The organism is Tengunoibacter tsumagoiensis, assembly GCF_003967535.1.
Classification (GTDB): Bacteria; Chloroflexota; Ktedonobacteria; order Ktedonobacterales; family Ktedonobacteraceae; genus Tengunoibacter; species Tengunoibacter tsumagoiensis.
This window is the reverse complement of sequence record NZ_BIFR01000001.1, coordinates 181,340-206,981: the sequence shown is the minus strand read 5'-3', so window position 1 is coordinate 206,981 and position 25,642 is coordinate 181,340. Positions and strand designations below refer to the sequence as shown.

Here is a 25,642-nt window from a genome sequence, read left to right as displayed (position 1 = left end):
GAATGTATGAGGTAGATCGTTTTGATGGATAAAAATCAGATCGTGCAATTATTGGAAGGGATTGGGGAGTTGCTCGCACTTAAAGAGGGGAGCAGCGTCTTTGAGTTGCGTGCTTACGAGAATGGGGCTCGTGCGCTCAACAGCCTGGATGGAGATATCAAGCAACTCGTGAAAGAAGGAAAGCTCAAGGGCACGCCTGGACTGGGTCCAACTATTATCAAGCGCATTGAGGAGGCCGTTGAGACCGATCATATAGCTTTCTATGATGAACTGGTAGCGAATACACCTGCCGTAAAGCTTGATATGCTGCGCATTCCCGGGCTGGGCCCCAAGCGTATCAACACTATTTATGAGCAGGTAAAGGTCACCAGTCTGGCCGAATTGGAGCAGGCCTGCAAAGAGAATCGTGTGGCGGTCCTGCCTGGATTTGGCAAAAAGACGCAGGACAAGATCCTGCAAGGAATTGCTTTTTTAAGTGAACATGCCGATCGTTTTCTTTATCCTGTAGCTGAAGAAGAAGCGGCCAGAATTCACGAGGCCCTGGCAACGCTCCCTGAGATTGTGCGCCATCAGGTGGCTGGCAGCTTGCGTCGTCGCCGAGAGACCGTCAAAGATATAGATATGGTTGTGAGCGTAGCCGATGATGCTGGACCAGAAGCTCGGCGTAAGATCATGGAGTTCTTTACCACACAGCCCACAGTCAAAGCGATTACAGGAAAAGGCGAGACAAAATCGAGCGTTATTCTGGGGAGCGGCATTGCAATGGACCTGCGCGTCGTGGCCGATCGCCAATTTCCCTATACATTGCATCATTTTACGGGTTCACGTGAGCATCATATTCCACTGCGTCGTCGTGCGCAGAGCATGAACATGACCATTAATGACTATGGACTCTTCAAAATCAATGGCGAGCAGGAGGAGCTCGTCCCCTGTCAGACCGAGGCCGATATTTATGCAGCTCTGGGTATGGAGTATGTGGAGCCCGAACTGCGCGAGGATATGGGCGAGATCGAAGCTGCGGCTCAGCATACGCTTCCCACGCTTGTAGAAGAGAAAGATATTCGTGGCGTTTTGCATGCCCACTCCACATGGAGCGATGGTCATAATAGCATTCGCGAGATGGCAGAGGCCTGTATCGAGCGTGGCTATTCCTATCTGGGCCTGACCGACCATAGCAAAGCTGCCGCTTATGCTGGCGGACTCTCGGAAGACGATCTGATGAAGCAGGGAGAAGAGATTGATCGTTTAAACGAAGAGTTTGCAGGACGTTTTCGCATCCTCAAAGGGACGGAATGCGATATTCTCCGCGATGGCACCCTTGATTTTCCTGATCATATCCTGGCTAAACTTGACTTTGTCGTCGCATCTATTCATAGTAATTTTCAACTGTCGCCACAAGAACAGACTGAACGCATGGTACGCGCTATTGCCAATCCATACGTTTCTATAATAGGACATCCCACGGGACGCATTCTTTTAAGTCGGGAGGGATATCAGCTCGACATGGAGGCTGTTATCGAAGCCGCGGCTCGCCATGGCGTCTGCATCGAGATCAATGCCCATCCTTCGCGCCTGGATCTTGATTGGCATCTGGTCCGTAAAGCTCGTGACAAAGGGATCAAAGTCCCAATCGGCCCTGATGCTCACTCGCTTGCGGGAATCGACGTTATACGTTATGGTATAGGGGCTGCGCGTAAGGGATGGTTGCGGGCCAATGATGTGCTCAACACGCTAGAAACTGAAGCGTTATTGGCCTTCTTTCACGTACAAAGAAATAGGGGATAGTACTCACAAGGAACAATCCTCCAGGGGTCTTGATCTTTAAGAGCATGGACCCCAGACTTCTGGAGTCGGAGTGGCTCTATCAAACGAGAAAGAGGTATACTGTACTATGGCAGATAAAATTGTATTGGATGTAGCTCCACGCACAGCTGTCGGGAAAGCCAACAAGCAGTTACGGAGAAAGGGGCTCATCCCTGCAAACATCTATGGACACAAAGAAACGCCGCAAGCGCTGCAAATCGATGCGGTGGCCTTTGATCGTTTGAAACGTTCCCATAGCTCACGTAATATTGTGACTTTGCATCTTCCCGAGGGGCAAGAAGAGACGGCTCTGATCCGTCATGTACAGCATGCCCCAACGGGTCATATCTTGCATGTTGACTTTACGCGTGTGGCGTTGGGAGAGCGTATTACGGCGAACATCCCATTGAACTTTGTTGGTACGGCATTGGGAGTGAAAAACGAGGGTGGCGTTCTGCTTCCTCTTTTAGAGGCTCTTCCAGTCGAATGTACAGCGTCAGATATTGTTGAAAGCCTGGATGTGGATATTGCGGTCTTAAACGAGATCGATTCGACCCTTTATGCTCGTGATATTCCATTGCCAGCTAACTACAAATTAGTAGCAGATCCTGACGAACCTGTGGTCAAGGTAACTCCTCCGACAGTGATCCCAACCCGAGAGGAAGAGGCGGAGGCAGCTGCCCCGGCAGAGACTTCTGCTGCTCCTACTGGAGAGTAGCCTGCTAGCCTGAACACGGTTCGGAAGAAGAGAAGTGAGCGGTAGACATGCGTATAATGATTGTCACTGACCAGTATCCTCCGATGGTTGGAGGCGTTCCCAGCGTCACGCACGGTCTGGCGGTTGATTTTGCTGAACGTGGGCATCAAGTCTGGGTCGTTGCGCCCAGCTATGGTGCTCGCGACGTTCGTCGCATAGAGCAGAATGTGCGCGTCTATCGCTTCTCTTCCTTTGAGTGGCCTACCTACAAAGACCTGCGCATCCCTTTTCTGCCCTTTATGCCTGTGCGTAACCTGATTAAGCGCAGCGATCCCGATATTATTCATATTCATTCTCCCATTGTTCTGGGAAATATTGCTCAGTTGCTTGCTGGTGGTTTAAGAAAGCCTGTTATTGCCACAAATCACTATCTCCCGATAAATCTGAGCCGTTCTTTGGGCTCGGACCCATTCCTTGGCAAGCATTTTAATAACATCACCTACTCCTATTTAATCTCCTTTTGTAATCGCTGTGAATATGTGACAGCGCCCACTCAGACGGCCTTAAATTTATTATATGAGCATGGTTTACGGGCTCCTGCTGCTCCAATCTCTAATGGAGTTGACCTGAAAACCTACTCGCCGGGTCCTCGTGATCCAGAGGTATTGAGGCGTTTTGGCCTGCCTGAGGATCGTCCTTTAATTCTGCATGTGAATCGCCTGAGCGAAGAGAAACGCATTGATGTATTATTAGATGCGATGGTGAAGTTGAAGAGCAACGCACATGTCGCTCTGGTAAGCTCTGGTCCGGCTGAAGCTGAACTGCGAGAACAGGTAGAGCAGTTACAGATTGGGGACCGTGTCAGCTTCCTTGGCTTTGTGCGTGACGCTGATCTTCTGGCTCTTCGTCGTTCTGCCGACCTGTTTGTGATCCCTTCGGAGGCAGACCTTCAAAGCCTGGCGACAATGGAAGCAATGGCATGTGGATTGCCTGTGATTGCAGCCAATGCCTATGCGCTTCCAGAATTGGTTCATAACGGCGAGAATGGGTTCTTGTTCCAACCAGGTGATAGCGATGAATTGGCGCATGATATTGATATTATCTTAGGCGATGCCCAGTTACGAGCACATATGGGCTCTGAGAGCTTGCGTATCATCTCCCACCATGATCGCGTCAAAGTTCTGGATGAATGGGAGATTCTCTATCACCGCCTCTCATTTGAATTTAAAGATACACGCGAGCGCCATCTTAGACAGCGTATGAAGAATCGGCAGCAAGGCTATAAACCCAGGGCAGAACAGATCTCGACCACGCGAACGACGCGCCAGAGGCGTATGCAGCGCACCGGTGACCTGAAGCTTGATCAGCCCGATCCTAGCTATTTTGATCTCTAGCGCACCGGTGACCCGAAACTTGATCAGCGTGTTGCTGGCTACTTTTTTACGCGGAAGCAACCAGACTGAGCGTAATCTGCGCATGATCAAGGTGCAGATTACGCTCAGTCTGGTTATTGGCAAACGGTACGGTAAAGTTGTACAGAGGCCGCAGCACTGCCTGCCTCTGCTGAGAGAAGCGATCCAGCAAATTGCAGGTAGGATGCTGTTTGACGCGCCCTGGTTTATCTTTAACGCGCATTGCCTAACTCCATTTTAAGAAATTCGCGTATGATCTGCTTTTCTTGCTGAAACTGGAGCGTCACCTGGTGTTTCTCGTGATTAATGTTCCGTCAGACTGTTCTTAGTATGACCAAAACGAATATGCATACCCTCTCCCTCCCCTCTTTTTTCTTCCTCTTGTCTTTTTAATTTTAGCCTTTCTTCAAGCTTTTTTTCATCTAAAACAACTGTTTCAGGCTGTTTGAGAATTAATAAAGAAAATATATTAATAATAATATATAATATGTTAAGAAGCAAAATAACAATGATAAAAGCACTTAAGAGAATGAACCAGCCACCACGAGAAATAACATTTAATAGAACTAAAAATATTCCCACTCCAGAAGCTATTATAATATAAAGCCCACGGAGAGAACGCCTCATGTGTTTATTTTTATCGATATTTTCTTCAGTATTCACTTTATTACAGCCCTTTCTGTTTTATCTCTTTTCTAGGATTACCTGCGAACCAAACACTGTAGTACATGTCCCGCTATTCTTACAATTTTACTATTGTACAATATCGTGGAGATGGGAAGAAGCCTAAGAGAAAATTTGCTTATCTTCTACAAAAAATAGGTTTGCTCATTTCTTCATTATTAATGCAAAGGAGATCTGTTTTTAGGCCATTATATAGTTTGCCAGATATCTTAGTAGACTTTCATGAAACCTTTATTTTCAGAGGAGTTCTGATTTTTATTTGAATATGCCATGAAAATTAAGAACGAATAAAAAATATCTAAAATCATGCATTGACAAATTATAAACAAGTTCAGTATACTGTAAGCGCAGCTTTAGCCATATGGAGATGCATCTTTTTGGAGAGAATATATTATTTCCACGTGTAGATGTATAGATGATGTAGGAGTGGGAGTGGTGTCTATTGCAAGCTCCTGCGTGTAGACTGGGTAGTAGATCGGGGAAAGGGGTTAGTTATGTTGCCTGAAGATGAAGAGAAACCCGTACAGATGTCCACAGCAGATGCTGGTCGTAAGGGGGGGAGTACGGTTCGCGATAAATACGGAGAAGACTATTATCGTCGCATCGGAAAAAAGGGAGGAACCACCCTTAAAGAGAAGCGTGGTAGCGAGTATTATCGTACCATTGCTCAGAAGGGTGGGCGTGCCAACGTCGATAAATACGGGCCAGGTCATTTTTCAGAGATGGGGAAAAAGGGTGGAAATACGACCAAGTCGCGACAGGACCCGGATTTCTACAGTCGGATTGGGAAGATGGGTGGAGCCGCCAAACGCCAGAAAAAGAACCTCTCATAATGCATTCCTGGCACCCGTTATTCGCATGTCGCATGCCCGAATATCTGAGCGGCCTATTCATGAACAGTTCATTGGCATGTAGTAATTTGTCATTGTAAAGGGCCGTGGCCACCATTCTGGTGGCCGCGGAATTATATAAGGTTGTTGAGGACGAACAGGATGTGCCTTAATTTGAGTGGCTTTGAGCCTGTTGCTGCTTCTCAACCTCTTCTGGTGAATTGAGCTTAGAGAGCCCCTCAGCAATCGCTCCAGCAACTCCAGTCTCTGCCGTCTGACGTGCTACGCGCAGGGCATTTTTGATGGCCTTAGCATTTGAGCGGCCATGTGAGATGATGGCAGAGCCATTGACACCCAGCAGAGGGACACCGCCATATTCGGCATAATCCAGACGTTTGAAGACCTTACGCAGGCTCGGTCTGAGGACAGCTGCGGCCAGTTTATTGACAAAGGTGCTGGTCATCTGTTCACGGATCAGACCGAGCAGTGTCTCAGCCAGCCCTTCGCTCAATTTAAGGACCACATTCCCCACAAAGCCATCACAGACCACGACATTGACCTCACCAGTAGGGATATCGCGGCCCTCGACATTGCCGACAAAATTGAGGCCCAGGGTCCCGGCGCTGGCCTTGAGCAAGTGATGGGCATCAATTACCTGCTGATTGCCCTTGCTCTCCTCTTCTCCATTGGCGAGCAGACCGATGCGTGGGGATGAGATCTTAAAAATGCGCTCCATGTAGATAGAGCCCATCAGAGCAAACTGTTGCAAATATTCAGGTTTACAATCGGTATTTGCTCCCATATCGATGACCAGGCAGGCTCCCTCTTTCGTTGGAAAAATGCCGCCCAATGCGGGCCGATCAACGCCAGGAATGCGCTTTAATGTAAATAGGGAGGCTGCCATCATAGCGCCACTATTGCCAGCGGAGACTGCTCCCAGTGCTGCACCATCGCGTACCTGCTGTAAAGCCAGGATCATCGAAGCGTTTTTTTTGCGTCGAACAGCATTGGCAGGATGTTCATCCATCTCAATAACTTCGTCTGTATGGATGATTGGAAGATCGAGGCCAGTTGTATCGTGTTTAGCTAATTCAGCGCGAATAACCTCTTCCCGTCCAACCAGATACACCCCCATGCCATATTCACGCGCAGCTTGCACTGCACCTGAGACTGTTTCGGCAGGCGCGTTATCGCCGCCCATCACATCCAAGGCTACGCGAACAGGTGCAGTAACGGAAGCACTCATGCGTTTGTTCCCCCAGGTTCTCCAATAGTTTTCTTCACAAGCTCTACGAGCTTATCAAGGTCAAAAGGTTTATAGACGATGTGGACGACCCCTGCTTCGCGGAACTCTTTCTCTTCGTTGACCGCGCCCAGGTAGGCCGTAACGACAATCACGGGGATCTGGCGATCGACGCCCATTGTCATTAGTTTTAACTCATCACGCCCATCAAGATATGGCATCATCAGATCAAGCAGAATGAGATCTGGCTGATGTTCGCGAACGGCATCGTAGAAGCGCAGGCTCTGAGTTGTCATATGGGTCTCATAACCTTCGTCGGCCAGGGCTTCGGTCAAGAGATCGGCAATCGTTGGATCATCGTCCATGATTAGAATCTTTTTTGCCATAGAAGCATCATCCCCCTCATCTCAAAAACAACACGGTAGAAACAGGTTCGCTGGCATGACGTATGTAGAAGTTAAAGGCGGCTAGAAGATTGTCGCAAGACAGTAAGGATCATAGAATACGTTTGCTGTGCGCCTGTTCAAACATACCTTATTATAACACTAATGTCCGCTAGATAAAATCATGCAAAGCTCCCTGGATGTCAGCCCCTCCTCCATAGTTCATGTTCCCATTAAGCCATGGAGGGGCTCACATTGTGGAGTGGGAGCAGAGGAAAGAGACAAGCGACTTTCCCTACTTTACATTGTATGATATGTGTTTTCATGTGTGAGACAGCAAAAGTAGTAGGGAAGGTTGCTTGTCTCCTTCCGCCATCGTGAAGCTCCACAATGGTAGCCCCCCCATAGCATCGTTTCCCAATTTCCAGGTTCCCATTGAGCCATGGAGGGGTTTACACAGCGGAGTGGGAGCAGAGGAAAGAGACAAGCGACTTTCCCTACTTAAAAGTGCAAGTTATGTTTAATAGTATATTTTATTTCTGAGATAAGAATACAAGTAGGGAAGGTAGCTTGTCTCCTTCCGCCATCGTGAAGCTCCACCATGGTAGCCCCACCATAGCCTCTGTTCCCAATTTCCAGGTTCTCATTAAGCGATGGAGGGGCTCCCAGAGCGGAGTGGGAGCAGAGGAAAGAGACAAGCGACTTTCCCTACTTTACATTGTATGATATGTGCTTTCATGTGTGAGACAGCAAAAGTAGTATGGAAGGTCGCTTGTCTCCTTCCGCCATCGTGAAGCTCCACAATGGTAGCCCCCCCATAGCATCGTTTCCCAATTTCCAGGTTCTCATTGAGCCATGGAGGGGCTCACAGAGCGGAGTGGGAGCAGAGGAAAGAGACAAGCAACTTTCCCTACTTGAAAGCATTTTATATTTGTAATGGTTCTTGATATGACAAAACAAGTAGGGAAGGTTGACTGTCTTCTTGCTGAGCTTTCGGATTGAGCATAGAATGCCCGTTTACAATGGGGGTCCGACTGCGCTATACTACACTAGATATTAGTTCTATATGCATTGTCAGGAACCCCATGCATTCATGCGGGGGCTTGCGGTTGAGGCAAGCTTACACCTGACCAGATTTAGCTCGCAAACGAGCTTTGTTGCAGATGACATAAGGTACCAGGAGGTGCTTTGTCAGCTATCTGCTCTACCCGTTCTCGTTAAACAGGGCTACAGGGTTAGCCCGGTGCGTGAAGCGATACATCATCTGCACCATTGTCGAGGCACACAGTACCTACGAAAGTAGAGGCTCATGTTGAGCAAAGTTTTCGTTATTGATACGTTTACAAGATCGTTGAACCTGATGGATGTGTCTGGAGGAATTTGTCTGTGAAACTCACATGTAAGCAGCAGGACCTGAGTCGTGGGCTGTCGGTCGTTAGCCACGCGGTCTCAAGCCGCAGTACATTGCCAATTCTGGCCAATATTTTAATGACAACAGATCAGGGGCGCCTGAAGCTCTCAGCCACAAATTTAGAGATTGGTATTAATTGCTGGATTGAGGCTGATGTGCAGGAAGAGGGGACGACGACGGTGCCAGCGAAGACGTTCTCCGATCTGGTTAATAGTCTCACGCAAGGCCAGGTTGGTCTTACCATTCCTGAGGATTCCACGACAATCAATGTGAAGAGCGAGCGGAGTAACGCGAATATCAAAGGGATGGATGCATCTGAGTTTCCACTGATTCCCAGTGCGGAAGGTGACGAAGCTCCGATCATTCTTGAGGCTGGTCAGCTCAAAGAGATGATTGCCCATGTCGTATTCGCTGCTGCTGATGAGGATTCTCGCCCTGTGTTAACAGGCATCCTGGTCGAAGTTGCGAATGAGAAGGTCTCATTTGCCGCCGCCGACTCGTTCCGTCTGGCTCTGCGGGTTGCTCCTCTGCCTGGTCATAGCGATTCCCATAGCTCTATTTTGATTCCTGCCCGCACACTGGCAGAACTGGCCCGCATTCTTCCTTCAGAGGGTCCAGTCCAGATGGTTGTCACACCAAACCGCAGCCAGGTGCTCTTCCATACCGATCAGGTTGATCTGGTCTCGCGCCTGATTGAGGGGAGCTTCCCCAATATTCGTGCGGCGATTCCAAAAGAATACACGACCCGCGCTGTCGTTGAGACAAAAGAGTTTGCCGCTGCTGTGAAGACGGTGACGCCCTTTGCTCGTGATAGCTCTAATATTGCTCGCATCAAGATCTCGGGCGGTGGTGCAGATGGTCAGGAGCCTGGTTTACTGACGATTGAGGCCACAGCCGAGGATGTTGGTAGTAATGTAACAACCATCAATGCAGCCGTTGATGGTCCTGAGCAACAGATCATTTTCAACGTCAAATATCTTACCGATATTTTGAGCGTTATGGATACCCCTGAGGTCGCTTTAGAGCTGATCACAGCTGCGCGCCCTGGTGTGTTGAAACCAGTGAGCGCCACCGAGTATACCTATGTCATCATGCCTATGAGCAGCAACCGCTAACATTTTTCTATGAAGGGGGCAGGAGCGTATTTCTGCCCTCTCATCTTCGTTGTTTTCAGCGTGAATTATGGCTGTGCTTCGTCTTTTATCACACTTCTCACGGATGGATGCATGTATCTCTCACAGCTTACATTGAGCAACTTTCGTAACTACAAGCAGTTGACCTTGCCTCTGGGCTCGGGACTGTTTTTGTTTCATGGAGAGAATGCTCAGGGCAAGACAAATCTGCTAGAGGCCGTTGGCATGCTTGCAACGGCGACCTCATTTCATGCCTCCAATGATCGTGAGGTAGTGGGCTGGTTGGCTCCGGAGCATATCGCTCACTTGAATGGGCTGGTGCAACGGAATCAGGATGAAGTACGGATCGAGATTGCTGTCGCTGATCCAACTCCCCCCCAATTTGAGGCCGTCTCTAGCGTGACTTTGCCCACCAATATGCCTCGTAAGCGCTACAAAGTCAATGGAGTGCCGCGCCGTACCATGGATGTGATTGGACAGGTTAAGGTCGTGTTGTTCGCTCCAACTGATCTCCATCTCGTGGATGGCTCACCTGAGGAGCGACGTCGCTTTCTGGACCAGGCGCTCTGCCAGCTTTATCCCCGCTATAGTCAGGCTCTTGTGAAATACCGTAAGGTGGTAACGCAGCGCTCTGCGCTTTTAAAGCAGGTGCGTGAAAACCAGGAGAGCCCTGGAATGCTGGATTACCTTGATGAGCAGTTGACTCTCCTGGCGCAGCTCATTACCTATGAACGTCAACGGATGCTCCAAGCTTTAAACGAAGCGGCCAATGGATTTCAGCAATCGATTAGTGGTGGTCGCGAGCAGCTACAGATCGCCTATCGACCTTCCTTGAAATTGGATGAAAGCTGGGGGTTAAGCGAGCTTCAGCCGCAGTATCTGCGCCAACTGCGCGAGGTCAGGCGAAAAGAGATTCAACAGGGGGTCTGCTCTCTGGGGCCTCATCGGGATGATCTCGAATTTATTGTTAATGGCGTCAATATGCTAACGTACGGGTCTCGGGGACAGCAGCGAACAGCAGCGCTGGCAGCAAAGCTGGCCGAACTTGGATATATGCGCAAGAGCACAGGGGATGAGCCGATTCTCCTCCTTGACGATGTCTTCAGCGAACTTGATCATTTTCGGCGCGAGTATCTGCTCTGTCAGGTGGCAAAACATCAGCAGGTATTATTGACAGCTACCGACCTTACAGGCTTCCCCTCTTCTATCGTTGAGCAGGCACATATCTATCAGGTCCGCAACGGAGATATCACAGCCGATAGATAGGTGCTCCAGCTCGAGTGGCTAAGAACGTGTCTTCTGCTGTAAGATCTGCCATTGGCTGCGAATCTGCTCCACTTCAGACTCTGTTGGAACGATCTCTCCATAGCGGGTCTGCGTATAAGCATCGGTTACTACACGTAACTCTGGCTCAGCATGAGCGATATAGTGATGTAAACGCACCTTAAACTCATAGGGCGTCTCATTTTCTCTGCGCCTGACCCCATTTTTGCTGGCCCATGTGAGGAGCGCACGATAGATCTCGCGCACCGTACGGGCTCGTGGCTCACTCTCCATCATTGTCCCACCTTCAACTTCAGCCTCAACCTTGCCTCGGGCAGCTTTTTTACGGAAGAAGAAGCGCCAGAGGGCCTGTATAAAGGCTTTTAGCTGTGTCCAGAAGAGCCGCCAGGACCAGAGGCTCTCATGAATCTCAAGCTTGTTGACATTGCCCGGGATGTTACGGCGGCGTTTAATGATAAACCAGAGCACGAACATACAACCAATAATGAAGATAATGAGTATTAGCTCTGGAAAAAAATGCAAAAAGCTCTGCAATGTCGGATCTGCTGGATGCTGAACTGATTGCTGAACTGATTGCGGCTGCCTCAATCGGTCAGTGGCAGAAGGAAGATTTCCTTTCGTTCCTGATTGATCTTGCCTCTTAGAGATAGGAATAAACTGGAGTACCCACATTACCACAATGCCAATGATATTTAAGAGCCAATCGTAGGCAGTTCCAATGGGGGTCAACGCCTGCGCCAGAAAGGCTGGATTGGCAAAAAAACCAACTATGACGGCTATCGGGATCAGAATTGCACAGATACCACCAATAATGGTAAGCAGCGAGCGCTCCTGCGCTGCGGCCCCTCCATGAATCCCATCAGGATATTGGCGGCGCTTGAGGGAGGCATTGGCCAGACTATGACTAAAAAGCGTAAAGATGACAAAAGGGAAGATGAGAGATAGAAGCTCAAAGTTGCTCCCTCGTACAGTATCTGGGAGCAGCCCCACAATAATACTGACAAAAAGAAAGACGCCCAATCCAATTCCGAGCATGCGCATAACCGCAGGGGGCTCAATTGGATGACGCCAGATGGCTATCCCACGCCATGTGAGGCAGAGCACTAGAAAGATCAGCCCCAGGACATGGCTGAAATTTCCACTTGAATGTACGCTATCGCTGAGCAATTGAGCAAACCAGCGCGGATCAAGCGGCCAGTATATGGAGGCATAGATGCTGCTCCAGATAATGAAGAGCGTTAGAAGAGCCATTCCAAGAAAGAAGGTGATCGTGGTGTGGTTTGTGTGAGTTGAGTGTGCGGAACGGCGATCCAGGTCATTGAGTAGCCAGCCAGAACAAACGAGCAGGAGAAAAGGTGCCCAGAGAGGCATAGGGGAAGTCTCTAATTGTGCAATATGGAGCTCAGCAAGGCCAATAAAGAGTGCTCCGATCCAGCAGGTCTCCATAGCGGAAAAGATAACGGGAAGGATCTGTTCTCCCCAACTCTGTACAGGTATCGTTTCTACAATCTTTGTCTTACGCCACGCTTCAGCCAGTTCAGCGTCGTCCGGTGATGGTGGAGGGAGGGGGGCTGTGCTCATACAAACTTCCTTCTTCTCAGAGCGAGCGACTAATGCTATGTTTGAGAAGGGTACCATTGACCCAAAAATAGCACATTTTACCTGTTACAGCCAGAATAGTAGCGTCTGACCAGGGTTACTATTGCCAGATTACTATTGATTGTAGGGGTGTGACGCCCTCTTGTCAAGTTAGTGCTTTATGTGCTGTTCCGGACGTTTCGAGTGTTTTTTGCAACAATTGATGCCATTGAGACTACTGATCAGCCTGCGTGTTTAGAGAAGCCTCTGCCAATCCGGAGGATCGCATCTTATAGTTAAAGGCAAACGTCTTTTGTAGTAAGGGGCAGGTTCATCAAAGTTGAGGTGTTGAAGTTGAGGTGTTGAAAGGAGCGTGAGCAATGGTGCCTGAGCAGCGTGAGGCCTTAGATGAGAGTATAACCTGGATGCGTGCAGGACGAATGAGCCGGCGGCGCTTTCTTGAGCGCATGGCTACGCTTGGCCTCACCAGTACTGCCGCCGTATCGCTGCTGGAGGCATGTGGAGGCTCGGCAAATAGTCCGACTGGTAATGGAGCCGCTACCAATCTTGTCTGGCAGAGCGAGCAGGATTCAACTCCAACCTATCGTCAACTGGTCCAGACCTTTAACGAGACAATTGGGCATCAGAAAGGGATACATGTTACCTGGAATCAAGGCCCCTCGAATACCAATGATCTCTTGAGCAAGTATACAAATATGCTGCGAGCAAAGGATGCCAGTATCGATATTCTATCCATTGATATCGTTTATCCGGCCCAGTTTGCAGCCAGCCAGTGGATCAGACCTATTTCAGATAGTCAGTGGCCTGTAAGCGAACGAGAGAAGTATCTGGCTGGACCACTGAAAGGCTGTACCTATAAGGGACAGATCTGGGCGGCCCCATTTCGAACTGACGTTGGCCTGATCTATTATCGAACAGATCTCGTCTCTACTCCCCCGGCCACCTGGGATCAGCTCACCAGTACCGCTCAGCAGCAGCAGTCTCATGCAAAATATGGGTATGTCTGGCAGGGAGCTCAGTATGAGGGATTGGTCTGCAATTTTGTGGAGGTGCTTTATGGGTATGGGGGGCGGGTACTGGATCCTAACGATCCTACCCAGGTGCGGGTGAATAGCCCCGAAGGGCGTCAGGCGCTGGAGAGAATGGTGAGTTGGGTTGGGACAATCTCGCCAGAGGCGGTCACTACCTATATGGAGGATCCGGCTCGTCTGGTCTGGCAGAATGGCGATGCCGTTTTTATGCGCAACTGGCCCTATGCCTACCTCCTCTCCAATGATCCCAATCAATCGCAGATCAAAGGCAAGTTCGCTATTACTGGCATGCCACATGGAGGGAGCAATTCAACCGGGCATTCATCATTGGGAGGATGGAATCTCTCGATCAATGCCTTTTCTCCACATGCTGAACCAGCCTGGGAATTTATTAAGTATCTTTTACAACCACCAGCCCAGAAAAAAGCGATGATTGAGGCTTCACAGACCACAACGCTCAAGAGTCTGTACGATGATCATGATGTGTTAAATCGCGCTCCGCTCTTTGGTCAACTCAAACCGATCCTTGAGACCGCAGAGCCGCGTCCTGTCTCTCCGCGTTATACAGATGTCTCCGATGCCATTCAACGCCAGGTCTATCAAGCGCTCAGGCGTGAAAAGAGTCCTGATGAGGCCCTGAGAGATCTAGAAGAGGCCTTGAAAAAGTTTAGCAACTCCTATCCTGCGTAAGGCTTGATCATGAATAGAGTGGGAGATCTGGATCTCTGGAGGGATTGGTTATGGATCTGATTGCGACACGACCACGAGAAAAGCGAGCGGCCTGGTGGAGAGTATCCTTCAAGGGGCACTGGTTGCCGTATCTTTTTGTGTTGCCAACCATCTTGCTCATTCTCCTTATCGCCGTCTATCCGATGCTGGATTCGTTGCGGCTCAGTCTGCTCGATAATCCTCTCTTAAGCGCTCCACATTTTGTGGGATTGCGCAATTATAGCGACGTCCTAAGCGACCCAATCTTTATTGGCTCAATGCAGATGACACTTCTCTTTACCATCTTGAGTGTTGCAGCGGAGACGCTCTTCGGGCTAAGTATTGCACTGTTAATTAACCATGCCTTTCCAGGGCGGGGCCTCGTGCGGGCGGCTATTCTCATCCCCTGGGCTTTTCCAACGGTGGTCTCGGCTCAGATCTGGCTGTTGATGTATAACGATCAGACGGGAGTCATTACATACCTCCTCCAATCGCTCCATCTTTTGCCACCTGGCAATACCCTCCTTGGCACCCCCGCTGGAGTGCTCACTGCTGCCGTGATTACCGATGTCTGGAAGACAACCCCTTTTATGACACTACTCCTTCTGGCAGGCCTGCAGGTGATACCTGATGAACTGTATGAGGCTGCAAATGTTGATGGCACCACACGCTGGCAACGTTTTACAACTATTACCCTGCCTCTATTGTGGGCACCATTGCTTATCGCGCTGTTATTCCGTTCATTAGATTCAATTCGTGTCTTTGATCTTTTCTATGTCTTTGGGCAGCGAGCCGTTCCTTCGATGGCGTCTTATGCCAACTTTAAAATGTTTGCTGGAACGGCCTTTGATTTTGCGCCCGGGGTTGCTGCGGCTGTCATGGTGTTTCTCTATGGCCTGGCTATCAGTCTCTTTTTTGTTGTGCTATTACGGCGAGCCAATCGGTAGCCAGGAGAGGAATATGGTATGTCAACTCAGACCATCATTAATCGGCATGCTCCAGAGAGGGTACGCCGTACTCCAGCAGGGGAGCAAGGCTTTTCATGGGTTCGTTTGCTTGCAGTCATGCTCGTCGTCATCCTGGCCCTGGGACCGCTCTACTGGACTTTTATCACTTCAATTAAAAATGGAACCGAGCTTACCGCTTCTCCTCCAACATTATTTCCGCATTCGTTTGATCTGAGCAACTATGTGCAGGTTTTCAGCTCATCATTTTTTCTCCCTACCCTGCGCAATAGCGCGATTATTGCAAGCATCACAACCATTTTAGCGCTCATCTTTGGTATCCTCTGTGCCTATGCGCTTGCTCGATTAGATTTTCTGGGCAAATCCACCGTATTATCTACAGTTTTGTCGGTCAACATGTTTCCATTTATTGCAATGATTGGGCCCCTATTTGTACTTTTTACAGGGCCAATCTATCTTTACAATACCTATGTGGCGCTTATTATTCCCGATCTGGTGCTAACCTTACCATTGACAGTCTGGTTCCTCACGGCCTTTTTTCGCGACCTGCCATCAGATCTAGAAGAATCGGCGCGTGTTGATGGTGCCACCCGTTTGCAGGTGCTCTGGCTGGTGATTGTGCCACTGACAGCTCCGGGCGTTTTTGCGGCGGCTATTCTCTCGTTTATTGCCGTCTGGAATGATTTTTTGTTTGGCTTAAACCTTACCAGTAATGAGCGAGCTCAACCGGTTACAGTCGGAATTACCCGTTTTAATTCCGAACATGTTGTAGCCTATGGACAACTGGCGGCGGCTGCAATTATTGTGACTATCCCACTGGTCATTCTGGTCTTAATCTGTCAGCGTAGAATTGTGTCCGGCCTGACGGCAGGAGCAGTCAAGGGGTAAGAGCGAAAAAATTGAAAAGATGAATTTTTGCAATCAGAAGTGTTATGAAGAATGGTTTATCCACATATGCGCACAGTTATCCACAGCATATGTGGATAAGTCAAGATATTTGGGGAAAAGTACTAACTTATTTTTGGTGTTCCTTAAGGATGAGTCCCTCTACAACAGCTCTGCATAGACCTCTTCATACTCATCAAGCATCTGAGCAAAAGAGAATGAGCGTTCAACATGGCTGCGACAGGCTTTTCGTGAGAGATGAGAGAGAGCCGGAACATGCTCCGCAGCTTGCCGACAGTTGCCCGGTTGAATAAGAAAGCCAGTCTCACCATCGCGAATGACCTCGGCGGCGGCTCCACGTTGAAAGGCAATTACAGGTGTGCCAGCGGCCATCGCCTCGACCGGTGTCAGGCCAAAGGGCTCGTCCCAGGCGATAGGGAAGAGGAGCCCACGCACCTCGCCCATCAGTTGCCAGAGCGTCTCATGATCGAGCTGTCCCAGATAGCGCACATGATCGCCAGCCTGATGGATGCGTGGTAGGATACGCTGCTCATAATAATGCTGATCATAGATACCACCTGCGATCAGCAAAGGCACGCCAGCCTGTTCAGCAATCTCTATAGCCTCTTCGACCCCTTTCTCGGGCGTGATACGGCCTGCGAAGAGCAAAGGAGCACTTTCTGAAACGTGCTCTGCAAAGGGAATCTGCTCAATTTTGAGGCCATTGTAGATCACGCGATCAAACGGAGTATAGCTTGCATAGGTCTGAGCGCATGAATGAGAGACAGTGATGAGCTTAAGAGGATGATTGCGCTGGTGAAGGACACGTAGAGCTTCATTAATCTCTGGAGAGACTGCGGGAAGATGAATGGTATGAATTACAGGTATGGGTCGAACAAGGGCACTGGTAACAAAGGCGGGCCAGTCAAAGGCATGAGCATGGATCAGATCGAACTCCGTCTGGCGCTGCTGCAAATTAAGAAAAAGATCTAAAAAGATATTGGCCTGGGCAAAGAAGCCACTGTTCGCGGGCTGCTCTGCACCTGGATCTGAAAAGATAGCTGGTCGTACCTGATCAGGGACGGCCAGTTGTTCAATGGTTATACCAGGCACTGAAGAGCCAGTACGAGCAAAGAGCGTTACCGCATGGCCTCGTTGTTGTAGCCCTTGCGCAAGTTCGGCCACTAGAGCTTGCGAGCCTCCTATAAAGGGTTGAGCAATAGAAGTTACTAGTGGCGCAACTAACGCAATGCGCATCTTTATCGATCTCCCTTGTCTTATTCGCCCCGATAGGAGGCGCGATTGTTCTCGGTCTCGTGCAGGACCACTTCATAAAGCAGGCCAGCGGGAAAGTCGCGCTCGAGCCGTTCCCAGAACTTCATTGCCAGCATCTCAGCGGTGGGGATGACCCCTTCGAGCCAGGGCACATCATAATTCAGATGCTTATGATCCACCCAATCAACCACCTGTTCATTCATAATCTTTTTCATATCCGTTAGATTCATCACCATCCCGGTCTGGGGATCGGGTGTGCCGCGGACAGTGACTTCAAGGATATAGTTATGTCCATGGCCATTGGGATTGGCGCATTTATCATAGACCACCTGATTCTCCTCATCGCTCAAAGCATGGCTCCAGAGACGATGGGCAGCACTAAAAGTCACACGGCGGGTCAGGTAAACCATAGAGAAGTGGTCTCCTTCCTCATCAAGGCAAATGGCAGACTAGGCATTTGTAAACAGCTCAATATTGCTGCCGCTGAACATTTTTCCGGTATCATCGGCCAGGAAGAGCAGAATCTCTGCGAGCTCATCTGGAGTCATCCCGGCTTTTAGATGGGGAGCGGCCTGACGTAGCATCTCGGTCGCAATCGCACCCGGGCTGACCGCACTGACACGAATATTGTACGGCTTCCCCTCGACCGCTAAGATCTCCGTTAATCCAGCGACGCCTGATTTTGAGACGTTATATGCGCTCAATCCGGGGAACTTCTCTACGCCTTTTACCCCCGAAAGTGAGGAAAGATTGATAATCACGCCCTGCTGTTGCACGCTCATGATGCGGAAGGCTTCGCGACAACAGAGGAAGGTGCCACGTAGATTGGTAGCGATAACCTGATCCCAGAGCTCTGTCTCCATCTCTAGAAATGGACGAATGGCCACGATCCCTGCACAATTGACGAGAATATCGACTCGTCCATACTGTTCTTTGACCTGTTCGAAGAGCTTTAAGACATCCTCTTCTCGCGCAACGTCGCCTGCAATCGACAGAGCGCTCCCGCCTGCGGCAGTAATCTCGGCGGCCACTTCTGTAAGAGCGGAGCCTGTCCGACTGAAGAGCACGACCTGGGCCCCCTGCTGAGCAAACAGCAGGGCAGTGGAGCGGCCCACACCCCGTCCCGCGCCAGTAATAATGGCGACACGATTTTTTATACTCATACTCTGAATTATACATCATGATTCGGGAGAGTGAAAAAGGTTAAGAATTGATAGCGAGAAGACCTTCTTGCCCCTCCATAACATTATTTCCAATTGAGCTATGGAGGGGTGACCATGGCGGAGATGGAAAAAGAGACGCCCAAAATGATGATGTTTTCTATCTGAAATAGAGCATCATATACCAATGTAAGTAGGGCAGGTTGCTTGTCTCCTGCCGAAACGTCCCATTTCACGAGGTGAGCCCCTCCATCGCTTCTGTTCCCGTTTTCCGTTGCCCATTGAGCGATGGAGGGGCTCACATCTCAAAGTGGGAAGAGAGGAAAGAGACAAGCGACTTTCCCTACTTTACATTATTTTATATGTGAAATAGAGCGAAATATAACATGGCAAGTAGGGAAGGTTGCTTGTCTCCTGCCGAAACGTCCCATTCCACGATGTGAGCCCCTCTATAACGAATGCAATTTTGCGGAGGGGAAATGTTCATTTCTCGCTATCTCGTTGGAGTTGGGGCATGAAAAAGTCAGCCAGCCATCTCCAGACGCACCATTGTGCAAAGCCCTGTGGCTAAAGAGTATCTGTTGAAGAGAACAGGGCAGTGATATATAATGCAACACAGGTACTCTTTTTACCTGTACGAAGCGGAAACGATGGCGAGGTGAACGCCATCAGTGATTCGACCGCTTGGCTCAGCAAGGCACATGGGGGGCGCATGAACACAGACACTGTTCTGTCTGGTTATCTAAAAGATTTTGGTCTGGTAGAGATATTACAGATTGTTGAGATGGGCAGCATGACGGGCGCAATCCATCTTAAGCAAAGCAATGGCCGGATGGGCATCCTCTATTTCAGTGAGGGGAAGCTTGCCAATTGCTCTGAAGTTGACCCCAGTGCATTAACGCTTGGTGATGTGCTGCAACAGTTAAACATGACCACCCACAATCAGATTGAACAGGCTTTTGCGCAACAACTCCAGGACCCCCTGGGCAAACGCATTGGCGAGCGACTGGTGATGATGCGGGCGATTACAGAGTCTCAACTTCATGAAGCCCTGCGCACCAAGGCCATCTGGACGGCTCGTGAGCTCTCGCTCTGGCAAGACGGCAGCTATGATTTTATTGCCAGCCCCAACCTGCAAAAGCTCCTGCCTTACGGCGAGGCGGCCCTCGATATCGAGGTTGTACGCGCTACAATGGAGATGATCCGCTACTCTGATGAACTACAAGAGATCACAAAATTTCTTCCACAGGGCGTCCAGACGATTGTTCAGCTTTCACCAGCGATCGCCTATACAATGAACTTCGATCTACGGACACTAGAACTCTTCACGCATATTAATCTCTATCGCAAGGTACGCCGTATCGCTACTGCCCTGCGCCGACCCGAGTTAGACGTTGCTCGCGACCTCTCCCAACTGGTTCAGCAGAAGTTTGTGATGCCCATCTTCCAGGAGAATCTCCCCTACACGAATGGTCGCAAGATGCGCCTTCCAGATCCAGCCGAGAAGCTACGTCTGGAAAACTTTGCACTTCTTGACCTGATTAGCCGGATGGAGCAGGAATGGGATAATCGGCGCAATCCAACCGAACAGCTCCCTGCACTGGTTGAGTTTATTAACTGGACCATGGACGCCCTGGCTGAGACCTGTCGAGCTAATGGCATTGAACTGGACCCCAACACGCTGAATGCATTGATGCAGAACGAAGGACTCTGGCATATGGGGAGTTATCAGTTCCAGGTACACCAGAACCAGATCGATGTTGCTAATTTTAGCTTACTCTGCCATGAGATCCTCAATGGCAATATCAAAGAGGCTGCGGGCTTCTATGATGAAGCCTCGATGGTCTTGCAACGCCTGCTCTGTTGTATCTTTGATATGATTAATGCTCGCGTTGCCAATCCGCGCGAACGGATGGAGAATCAGGAAGTCTGGGAGGCGATGTTTGAGCAATTTGCTCTCCAGCGCAGTTAACTGAACTGCTTTGCGCTTTGACTCCTTTATACACATATACACAAAGGCAGAGCCGAGATACCTTCTCTTAGAAGAAGCATCTCGACTCTGCCTTTGTGTATTTTGTTGCCAGGCCTAGGCGGTCTCAATCTGTGGACTGCTCTCGGGAGCAACCGCTTCTGGAGTTGTAGGTGTGGCAGGAGTCTGCTCACTGGCCGTGGACGGAGCGGGCTCAGCATAATCACCCTCTTGCGCTGGCCGTTTGAGGATATAGTAGGCCGAATTTGATGTCAATGGTTGAATACTGACTAATTCCCAACTCTCGCGCCCCAGTTCATTGAGGTAGCGGCGCGCAAATGTGCTGCGTCGCTCTTCTCCAATTAATGTCTCCACACCCTCACATGAGATGCGGCCACGATAATCGATATACACAACCTTATAGGCCCATTGTCCCATCTTCGTCACCCCTTTCTAGCGTATACGCTCTGTTTCAAATCTGATCTTTGCAAGCGTCCAATTGAGTCCACTACCAGAAGGATAATCACCTTTGCCATATCCGATGACGAAGTTCCTCACGGAGCGCAGCCCTCCAAGGCGGGGCCGCTTCTGTTCCGAACGAAAAGCCTGAACGTTGGGTTCCACAAACAACGTCAGTTCGATTCGTTGATCCTGCTTCTGGTAGTTCCTCTGCACAGTGGTAGTATAGCCGCTAGCAAAGCCTGAGTGCGCCGCTAGTTTGACCAGTTTTCTGAACGGCTAAAATAGCCTGGAGAGAACCTGTAGAAATGGACAGGTCCTCGCAACTGGCGGGCAGTCTGGTTATCTTCTTTTTGTATCAGCCTCGATTTTGACAGGCTCGCCTAAGAGATTTCTTCGGAGCCGCCAGCCCAGCTCACCGCTAAAACCAGCAACTGCCAGAGCTGTAAGGTGCGCCATCAAGGTGAGGGCAAGAATGCCTCCAATGTAATTTCCCGATTTGGCTGCGAACTCTGGCATTTTTGTTACATAGAGGGCATCGATATAGGTTGCCAGCATGTTAATAATTGTGGCCCCAAGCCAGGCGATAATACCAACGAGGACTGCATGCCCTTTTGTGCGTTCCGCGCCCACTGCAAAAGCTGCTACCATGCCTACCATGACAGGTACAAGCAGCTCCCCAATGGTGATGAGAAGAAAATTCATGCGGAGTAAGACAATTTCACAGACAAAAAAGACAATGATGAGCAGGGCCGTTGTAATGAGAGCATTGATTACGCGTTTATTCGTGATCTCGCCGCTCTCGACGCGTGGATCGCGAAAAATACTTACCCACAGAGCTATCCAGAGCACCACAAAAGGGATCTCAGGCCACCACCAGAAAGGAGTGGTCAGACCAATAAAAGGGAACATAAGGGTGGTTGGAAGTCCGATCAGAAAAGCGAGCAGCAGTTTAATGCGCTTCGTTCCGCGGATATTTTGCACAGATGCACTATTTGCCATGAAGTCCCTCCACTGTGCTGCTTCGCACATGCAAATATGTCTTTAAAGGTTGGTTGGTTAGACGATAGATCCACAATCCCACATATGCCAATAACCATATCGTTGTGTTCTATTATAGCATGCCTGTGCCTCTTTTTTAGAGCACATCCATTGCTGGCACAGATCTTTTTACTCCTGAGAGAAGCGTATTGAGCACAGGATCTGGTTCTCCAAAGTTGAAGCTTCTTACGTTTAAGGTAGTATGTGTCGTCGGAGTGCATAGCTCTGCCATATTTCATGAAGAGCCAGCTTGATTGTTATTTTTCGGGCTCAGCAATTCTGGAGGGAGCAGCGTTGGAAACTGTGCTTAAAGCGTGGACAGGCTTTCTGGCTTCAGGTGTGGAGGGTGTTGCGGGTCTTATCATTGCTCTGGGAGCATTACAAGCCGCGGTCAACGCGCTTATCCTGTTTCTTATTCCTAAGAGGCGAGCTGGCTCGATGCAGGAACGGCAGACGGAATACATTCGTTTGCAGTTGGGGCGATGGCTGGCTCTGGCGCTCGAATTTGAGCTGGGCGCGGATATATTACGGACCGCCATTGCCCCGACCTGGGCGGAGATTGGACAACTGGCCGCAATTGCGACCATCCGAACATTTTTGAACTACTTTTTGCAGAAGGAGATCGATCGGGCCGCGCAAATTCAGTTCAGGCCAGAGACACCCTCACCTCTCCATCAATTTAAGCAGCGGGAGAGCGAAATGAAGAATGTACCTGGAAATGTTCTTCACTAACCTTTTTAACTACCTGTTCTGGGCGGAAATTATCGAATTTGTTGGCGCACTGGTGATTATTGGGTATATCGTGGCAGCGCTCATTGCTCTGATTCGACGATTGGATATTCATCAGGCTCGACTGCTGGTTATCGATGGTGTGATCAATTCGCTCAGCTTTAAAGTAGCAGGGAGCCTGTTAAAGACAATTGAACTGAGAACGTGGCAGCAGATCCTGATGTTTGTGGCTATTGCAGCTCTGCGTATCATCCTCAAACGTGTATTTGTATGGGAGCGCGCAGAACTGGCGAACCAGATCATTCCCCAACCTCCAGACGCTCCTTTAGAGTAATGCTTGTAGAGTAATGCTTGCACTGTTTAAAGATACTGCTGGCTACTCTTCCTAGGAATTCTGTGCTCGCTGCTGACCATCTTCAATGAGGCTGACAATATATTGTAGCTTTTTGATGGTATGTTCCACATTGCGTTTATTGCGTTCATAACCATCGGGGGCTAACTGCTGATACCAGAAGCGGATATCCTCGTCAGAGATATCGAACCATTTGGCATCTGCTTGCAGGCGAAGATAGACGCGCATCTGCGGATCTTGCTTCTTGCGTGTGGGTTCGGTGGTAACCACGCCAGAGGCACTCTCTTGTTCATCCATTGCGACAGCTGCGGCAAGCTCGCTGGTGGGATTGAGCTCATTATAGAGAGCCTCGACATCGCTGGCTTTAAAAAAGGATTCGCGGCCAACGCCACGGCGGGCCTTGATGCGGCCTTCTTTTACCCAATTATCCAGCGTAATCCGATCAACGCCCAGGCGACGGGCGGCATCTCCAGCATCCACAAACGCGAAACGTCCGCTACCAGGATTATTCAACATAATCTTTCTCGTTTTCTTTTCTAGTCCGGTAGGAGCAGGCCACCTGTTGGTAGGGTGCTCCCTCTAACCTGTACTTTCTCACAACAACAGAGCCAGTTCTCAGCTTTATTCCGCCGTAGCCTGTATGGCATCAGTCGCATCTGTAGATGTGGTAGAAGCCGTGACCTCATGCAGAGTAGAGCGTCGTCGATAGAACATCAACAGAGTGCTGCCATAACGACGTTCATCGATCAGATCAAGATGCAGCGGGGCGATAGCGGCTACTCCGGGTCGTTCTTTCGGATGGATCTGTATAATAACAAGGGCATCCTCAGCCATCAGAGAGGAGGAATCCGTCATTTGGAGCGCTTTGGCCGCCATCTCCTCATATTGGGGCGGAGCGATATACAGAATATTGTAGCCTCGTTGCAGACCACCGCCAACAGGTTTGCGATCGCGTGAAACTGCTTGAGAGGCAGGTTTTAACTGATACGCCTGGAGGAACTTAAAAGAATCGCCATGAATGACCTCGGCCTTTGCCGTCATCGCAGTGATCTGTAGATTCTCTCGCACCAGTTTTACAATTGGTGGACTCATCTCAATAAACGTTGCGCGTTGTGCGCCACGGCTGAGGGCCTCGATTCCTACTCCACCAGTTCCAGCAAAGAGATCGAGAAAATACGTACCTTGAATTTCGGGTGCAAGAATATCAAAGAGAGCGGTCTTAACGCGATCCATAATTGGTCGGGTGCCAACCGTCTTAGGCGATTTGAGCTTCTTCCCTTTCGCCTCACCTGTTACCACGCGCATAATTTTCTTCCTCCAGTACAGCTAAGACGGCTTCCACCTCACTTAAGAAATCATCTTCTTTGCCCCATGAGATCAACGCCTCAACCTGATCAATCTTTAACTTTTTCATCGTTGTTACATTCCAAATGCCCCGCACCAGCGTCTGAAGCTGATCCAGCGTAATCTGAGAGGTAACGACGTTACCGAGCGCTTTTAAGCGATTTTCGCTGGCGTTCGTATTTCCTTGCAACTCGCGCAGATAGCTGATCTTATTATTGGCCCGCTCCAATTCCTGAGGGGTAAACTCGGGATCGGGCTCTAAATCAATCAGATCATCGAGTTGATCATCGGGCTCAACTTCTTCATCAAAGCCACGGGTAGGATTTGGTGTTGGCGTTGGAATCGAAGTTGGGATGGCATAGTCTGAGCTATGCTCATGGACGGCCTCATCATTTTTATCTCGATCATTGGATCCCGTTACGATCCTTGTAATCTTTGTCTCTGTTTTGGCAGGTGGAATAGTGTATGAGACGGAGCGATTAGGAGCGGTTGGCCCATTATCCCTGCTATCTGCCAGTTCATCTCTCTCAATGCTCTCACCTGTAGTGCCAACCGTACGTTTGAGATGCTCCACTGCTTCTCGTAAATTGATACCTGATAAGGTCTTCACCTTTAAAATATCCATGGCCTGCTTTGGATTTAAGTCAAGGTTCTCTTTAATATATTGAATAAATTCAGGCAAGAGCATATTACCACTATTCGTATTCGTTGGGCTAAAGGCCAGCGGCATCCCTACTCCACCGCTCTGGCGCGTCTGTGGGGCAGTAGTAGCACTTCCAGCCGCTGCAAGACCATCCTGTGTCGAGACAACCTGTGTCGTTGTTTGAGGTGCAGAGACCGAGGCTGGCTTGTTACTAATTGGATTGACCCGCTGCTGTGGTGCGGTCTTTGTTGCCTGCACAGGAGTGGGGACCGTTCCCTGTGGACGTTGGACCATCTGTGGTAAACGTTGTTCCACATGATTGATCAGTTGTTGCATGCCCGCCTCGGCCTCGCGAATCAGGGCTTCGCGCGTCTCATTGTCTGCTCCCAGAGGAACAGGAATTCCCATCTCAAGGGTGTGTTGCCGCCCGTCTTTGGTATATTGGGTGGCATAACGCAACCAGATATGCTGCCCAAGCTCATCCGGATTATTCATCTCGATCTCACCTGCTTCCTTCGTGCGTATTTCTGCTACCTGTTATGGCCCTTCTCATGGCCTGCATACCTCATTATATCAAAAATGTGCTACAGGTTCATCATTTA

At 49.6% G+C, this 25,642-nt stretch carries 25 protein-coding genes; 12 read left to right on the top strand and 13 right to left on the bottom strand.

Annotation, left to right across the window (positions count from 1 at the left end; translation table 11 throughout):
* The first annotated feature begins 24 nt into the window (after positions 1-24).
* From polX to EL628_RS00810, 3 genes are all read left to right on the top strand, one after another.
* Entirely contained in the window at positions 25-1,785 is a 1,761-nt protein-coding gene (gene polX, locus EL628_RS00820) for a DNA polymerase/3'-5' exonuclease PolX (protein ID WP_126577916.1), read from the top strand.
* A gap of 106 nt (positions 1,786-1,891) precedes the next feature.
* On the top strand, positions 1,892-2,521 hold the full coding sequence (locus EL628_RS00815) for a 50S ribosomal protein L25 (protein WP_126577915.1): 630 nt from the start codon (positions 1,892-1,894) through the stop codon (positions 2,519-2,521).
* Positions 2,522-2,568: 47 nt separating this feature from the next.
* On the top strand, positions 2,569-3,894 hold the full coding sequence (locus tag EL628_RS00810) for a glycosyltransferase (RefSeq protein WP_126577914.1): 1,326 nt from the start codon (positions 2,569-2,571) through the stop codon (positions 3,892-3,894).
* A 46-nt stretch (positions 3,895-3,940) separates the two neighbouring features.
* On the opposite strand, the gene EL628_RS00805 is transcribed toward EL628_RS00810, so the two are convergent.
* Entirely contained in the window at positions 3,941-4,135 is a 195-nt protein-coding gene (locus tag EL628_RS00805; protein ID WP_126577913.1) for a transposase, read from the bottom strand.
* An 80-nt stretch (positions 4,136-4,215) separates the two neighbouring features.
* Positions 4,216-4,575, bottom strand: a complete 360-nt coding sequence (locus EL628_RS00800) for a hypothetical protein (protein ID WP_126577912.1) — start codon at positions 4,573-4,575, stop codon at positions 4,216-4,218.
* A gap of 515 nt (positions 4,576-5,090) precedes the next feature.
* Between EL628_RS00800 and EL628_RS00795 the strand changes: the two genes are divergently transcribed.
* Complete coding sequence (locus EL628_RS00795) at positions 5,091-5,429, top strand: general stress protein (protein WP_126577911.1); 339 nt, start codon at positions 5,091-5,093, stop codon at positions 5,427-5,429.
* Positions 5,430-5,595: 166 nt separating this feature from the next.
* Here the strand turns inward: EL628_RS00795 and plsX are convergent, their stop codons facing one another.
* Complete coding sequence (plsX, locus tag EL628_RS00790) at positions 5,596-6,672, bottom strand: phosphate acyltransferase PlsX (RefSeq protein WP_126577910.1); 1,077 nt, start codon at positions 6,670-6,672, stop codon at positions 5,596-5,598.
* Complete coding sequence (locus EL628_RS00785; protein WP_126577909.1) at positions 6,669-7,055, bottom strand: response regulator; 387 nt, start codon at positions 7,053-7,055, stop codon at positions 6,669-6,671. Before EL628_RS00785 ends, plsX begins: the two co-directional genes overlap by 4 nt.
* 1,383 nt (positions 7,056-8,438) lie before the next feature.
* On the opposite strand from EL628_RS00785, the gene dnaN reads away from it, so the two are divergent.
* Together dnaN and recF are read left to right on the top strand one after the other, a co-directional pair.
* On the top strand, positions 8,439-9,578 hold the full coding sequence (gene dnaN / locus EL628_RS00780) for a DNA polymerase III subunit beta (protein WP_161975181.1): 1,140 nt from the start codon (positions 8,439-8,441) through the stop codon (positions 9,576-9,578).
* 111 nt (positions 9,579-9,689) lie between these two features.
* Positions 9,690-10,862 (top strand): DNA replication/repair protein RecF, encoded by a 1,173-nt coding sequence (gene recF / locus EL628_RS00775; protein WP_161975180.1) that lies wholly within the window; start codon positions 9,690-9,692, stop codon positions 10,860-10,862.
* 18 nt (positions 10,863-10,880) lie between these two features.
* On the opposite strand, the gene EL628_RS00770 is transcribed toward recF, so the two are convergent.
* Complete coding sequence (locus EL628_RS00770; protein WP_161975179.1) at positions 10,881-12,461, bottom strand: DUF4129 domain-containing protein; 1,581 nt, start codon at positions 12,459-12,461, stop codon at positions 10,881-10,883.
* A gap of 377 nt (positions 12,462-12,838) precedes the next feature.
* On the opposite strand from EL628_RS00770, the gene EL628_RS00765 reads away from it, so the two are divergent.
* The 3 genes from EL628_RS00765 to EL628_RS00755 are packed head-to-tail and all read left to right on the top strand — an operon-like array spanning position 12,839 to position 16,071.
* Entirely contained in the window at positions 12,839-14,200 is a 1,362-nt protein-coding gene (locus EL628_RS00765) for an ABC transporter substrate-binding protein (RefSeq protein WP_126577905.1), read from the top strand.
* Positions 14,201-14,250: 50 nt separating this feature from the next.
* Positions 14,251-15,165, top strand: coding sequence for a carbohydrate ABC transporter permease (locus EL628_RS00760; protein WP_126577904.1), 915 nt, complete (start codon positions 14,251-14,253; stop codon positions 15,163-15,165).
* Positions 15,166-15,183: 18 nt separating this feature from the next.
* Entirely contained in the window at positions 15,184-16,071 is an 888-nt protein-coding gene (locus tag EL628_RS00755; RefSeq protein ID WP_126577903.1) for a carbohydrate ABC transporter permease, read from the top strand.
* A gap of 159 nt (positions 16,072-16,230) precedes the next feature.
* Here the strand turns inward: EL628_RS00755 and EL628_RS00750 are convergent, their stop codons facing one another.
* The 3 genes from EL628_RS00750 to EL628_RS00740 are packed head-to-tail and all read right to left on the bottom strand — an operon-like array spanning position 16,231 to position 18,506.
* Entirely contained in the window at positions 16,231-17,325 is a 1,095-nt protein-coding gene (locus EL628_RS00750; RefSeq protein ID WP_126577902.1) for a glycosyltransferase family 4 protein, read from the bottom strand.
* 20 nt (positions 17,326-17,345) lie between these two features.
* On the bottom strand, positions 17,346-17,753 hold the full coding sequence (locus tag EL628_RS00745; protein WP_126577901.1) for a 6-carboxytetrahydropterin synthase: 408 nt from the start codon (positions 17,751-17,753) through the stop codon (positions 17,346-17,348).
* Positions 17,754-17,792: 39 nt separating this feature from the next.
* A complete protein-coding gene (locus EL628_RS00740; RefSeq protein ID WP_126577900.1) occupies positions 17,793-18,506 on the bottom strand; it encodes an SDR family NAD(P)-dependent oxidoreductase in 714 nt (237 codons plus the stop codon).
* Between the two features lie 709 nt (positions 18,507-19,215).
* On the opposite strand from EL628_RS00740, the gene EL628_RS00735 reads away from it, so the two are divergent.
* Positions 19,216-20,475, top strand: a complete 1,260-nt coding sequence (locus EL628_RS00735; RefSeq protein WP_126577899.1) for a DUF4388 domain-containing protein — start codon at positions 19,216-19,218, stop codon at positions 20,473-20,475.
* Between the two features lie 114 nt (positions 20,476-20,589).
* Here EL628_RS00735 and EL628_RS00730 read toward each other — a convergent pair whose 3' ends face one another.
* Positions 20,590-20,910 carry a DUF4177 domain-containing protein gene (locus EL628_RS00730; RefSeq protein WP_126577898.1) on the bottom strand — a complete coding sequence of 107 codons (321 nt, stop codon included), beginning with the start codon at positions 20,908-20,910 and terminating at the stop codon, positions 20,590-20,592.
* A gap of 363 nt (positions 20,911-21,273) precedes the next feature.
* Positions 21,274-21,933, bottom strand: a complete 660-nt coding sequence (locus tag EL628_RS00725) for a hypothetical protein (protein WP_126577897.1) — start codon at positions 21,931-21,933, stop codon at positions 21,274-21,276.
* Between the two features lie 342 nt (positions 21,934-22,275).
* Here EL628_RS00725 and EL628_RS00720 point away from each other — a divergent pair, with 342 nt between their 5' ends.
* Both EL628_RS00720 and EL628_RS00715 read left to right on the top strand, forming a co-directional pair.
* Complete coding sequence (locus EL628_RS00720) at positions 22,276-22,704, top strand: DUF1622 domain-containing protein (protein ID WP_245994202.1); 429 nt, start codon at positions 22,276-22,278, stop codon at positions 22,702-22,704.
* The gene (locus tag EL628_RS00715; RefSeq protein ID WP_126577895.1) at positions 22,691-23,035 is read left to right on the top strand and encodes a DUF1622 domain-containing protein; all 345 of its coding nucleotides are present in this window, start codon (positions 22,691-22,693) and stop codon (positions 23,033-23,035) included. Before EL628_RS00720 ends, EL628_RS00715 begins: the two co-directional genes overlap by 14 nt.
* A gap of 51 nt (positions 23,036-23,086) precedes the next feature.
* Here EL628_RS00715 and EL628_RS00710 read toward each other — a convergent pair whose 3' ends face one another.
* From EL628_RS00710 to EL628_RS00700, 3 genes are all read right to left on the bottom strand, one after another.
* A complete protein-coding gene (locus EL628_RS00710) occupies positions 23,087-23,569 on the bottom strand; it encodes a helix-turn-helix domain-containing protein (RefSeq protein WP_126577894.1) in 483 nt (160 codons plus the stop codon).
* Positions 23,570-23,674: 105 nt separating this feature from the next.
* Complete coding sequence (gene rsmD / locus EL628_RS00705) at positions 23,675-24,358, bottom strand: 16S rRNA (guanine(966)-N(2))-methyltransferase RsmD (RefSeq protein ID WP_126577893.1); 684 nt, start codon at positions 24,356-24,358, stop codon at positions 23,675-23,677.
* Positions 24,339-25,535: a hypothetical protein gene (locus EL628_RS00700; RefSeq protein ID WP_126577892.1), complete on the bottom strand. Its 1,197-nt coding sequence runs from the start codon at positions 25,533-25,535 to the stop codon at positions 24,339-24,341. Before EL628_RS00700 ends, rsmD begins: the two co-directional genes overlap by 20 nt.
* Positions 25,536-25,642: the final 107 nt, after the last annotated feature.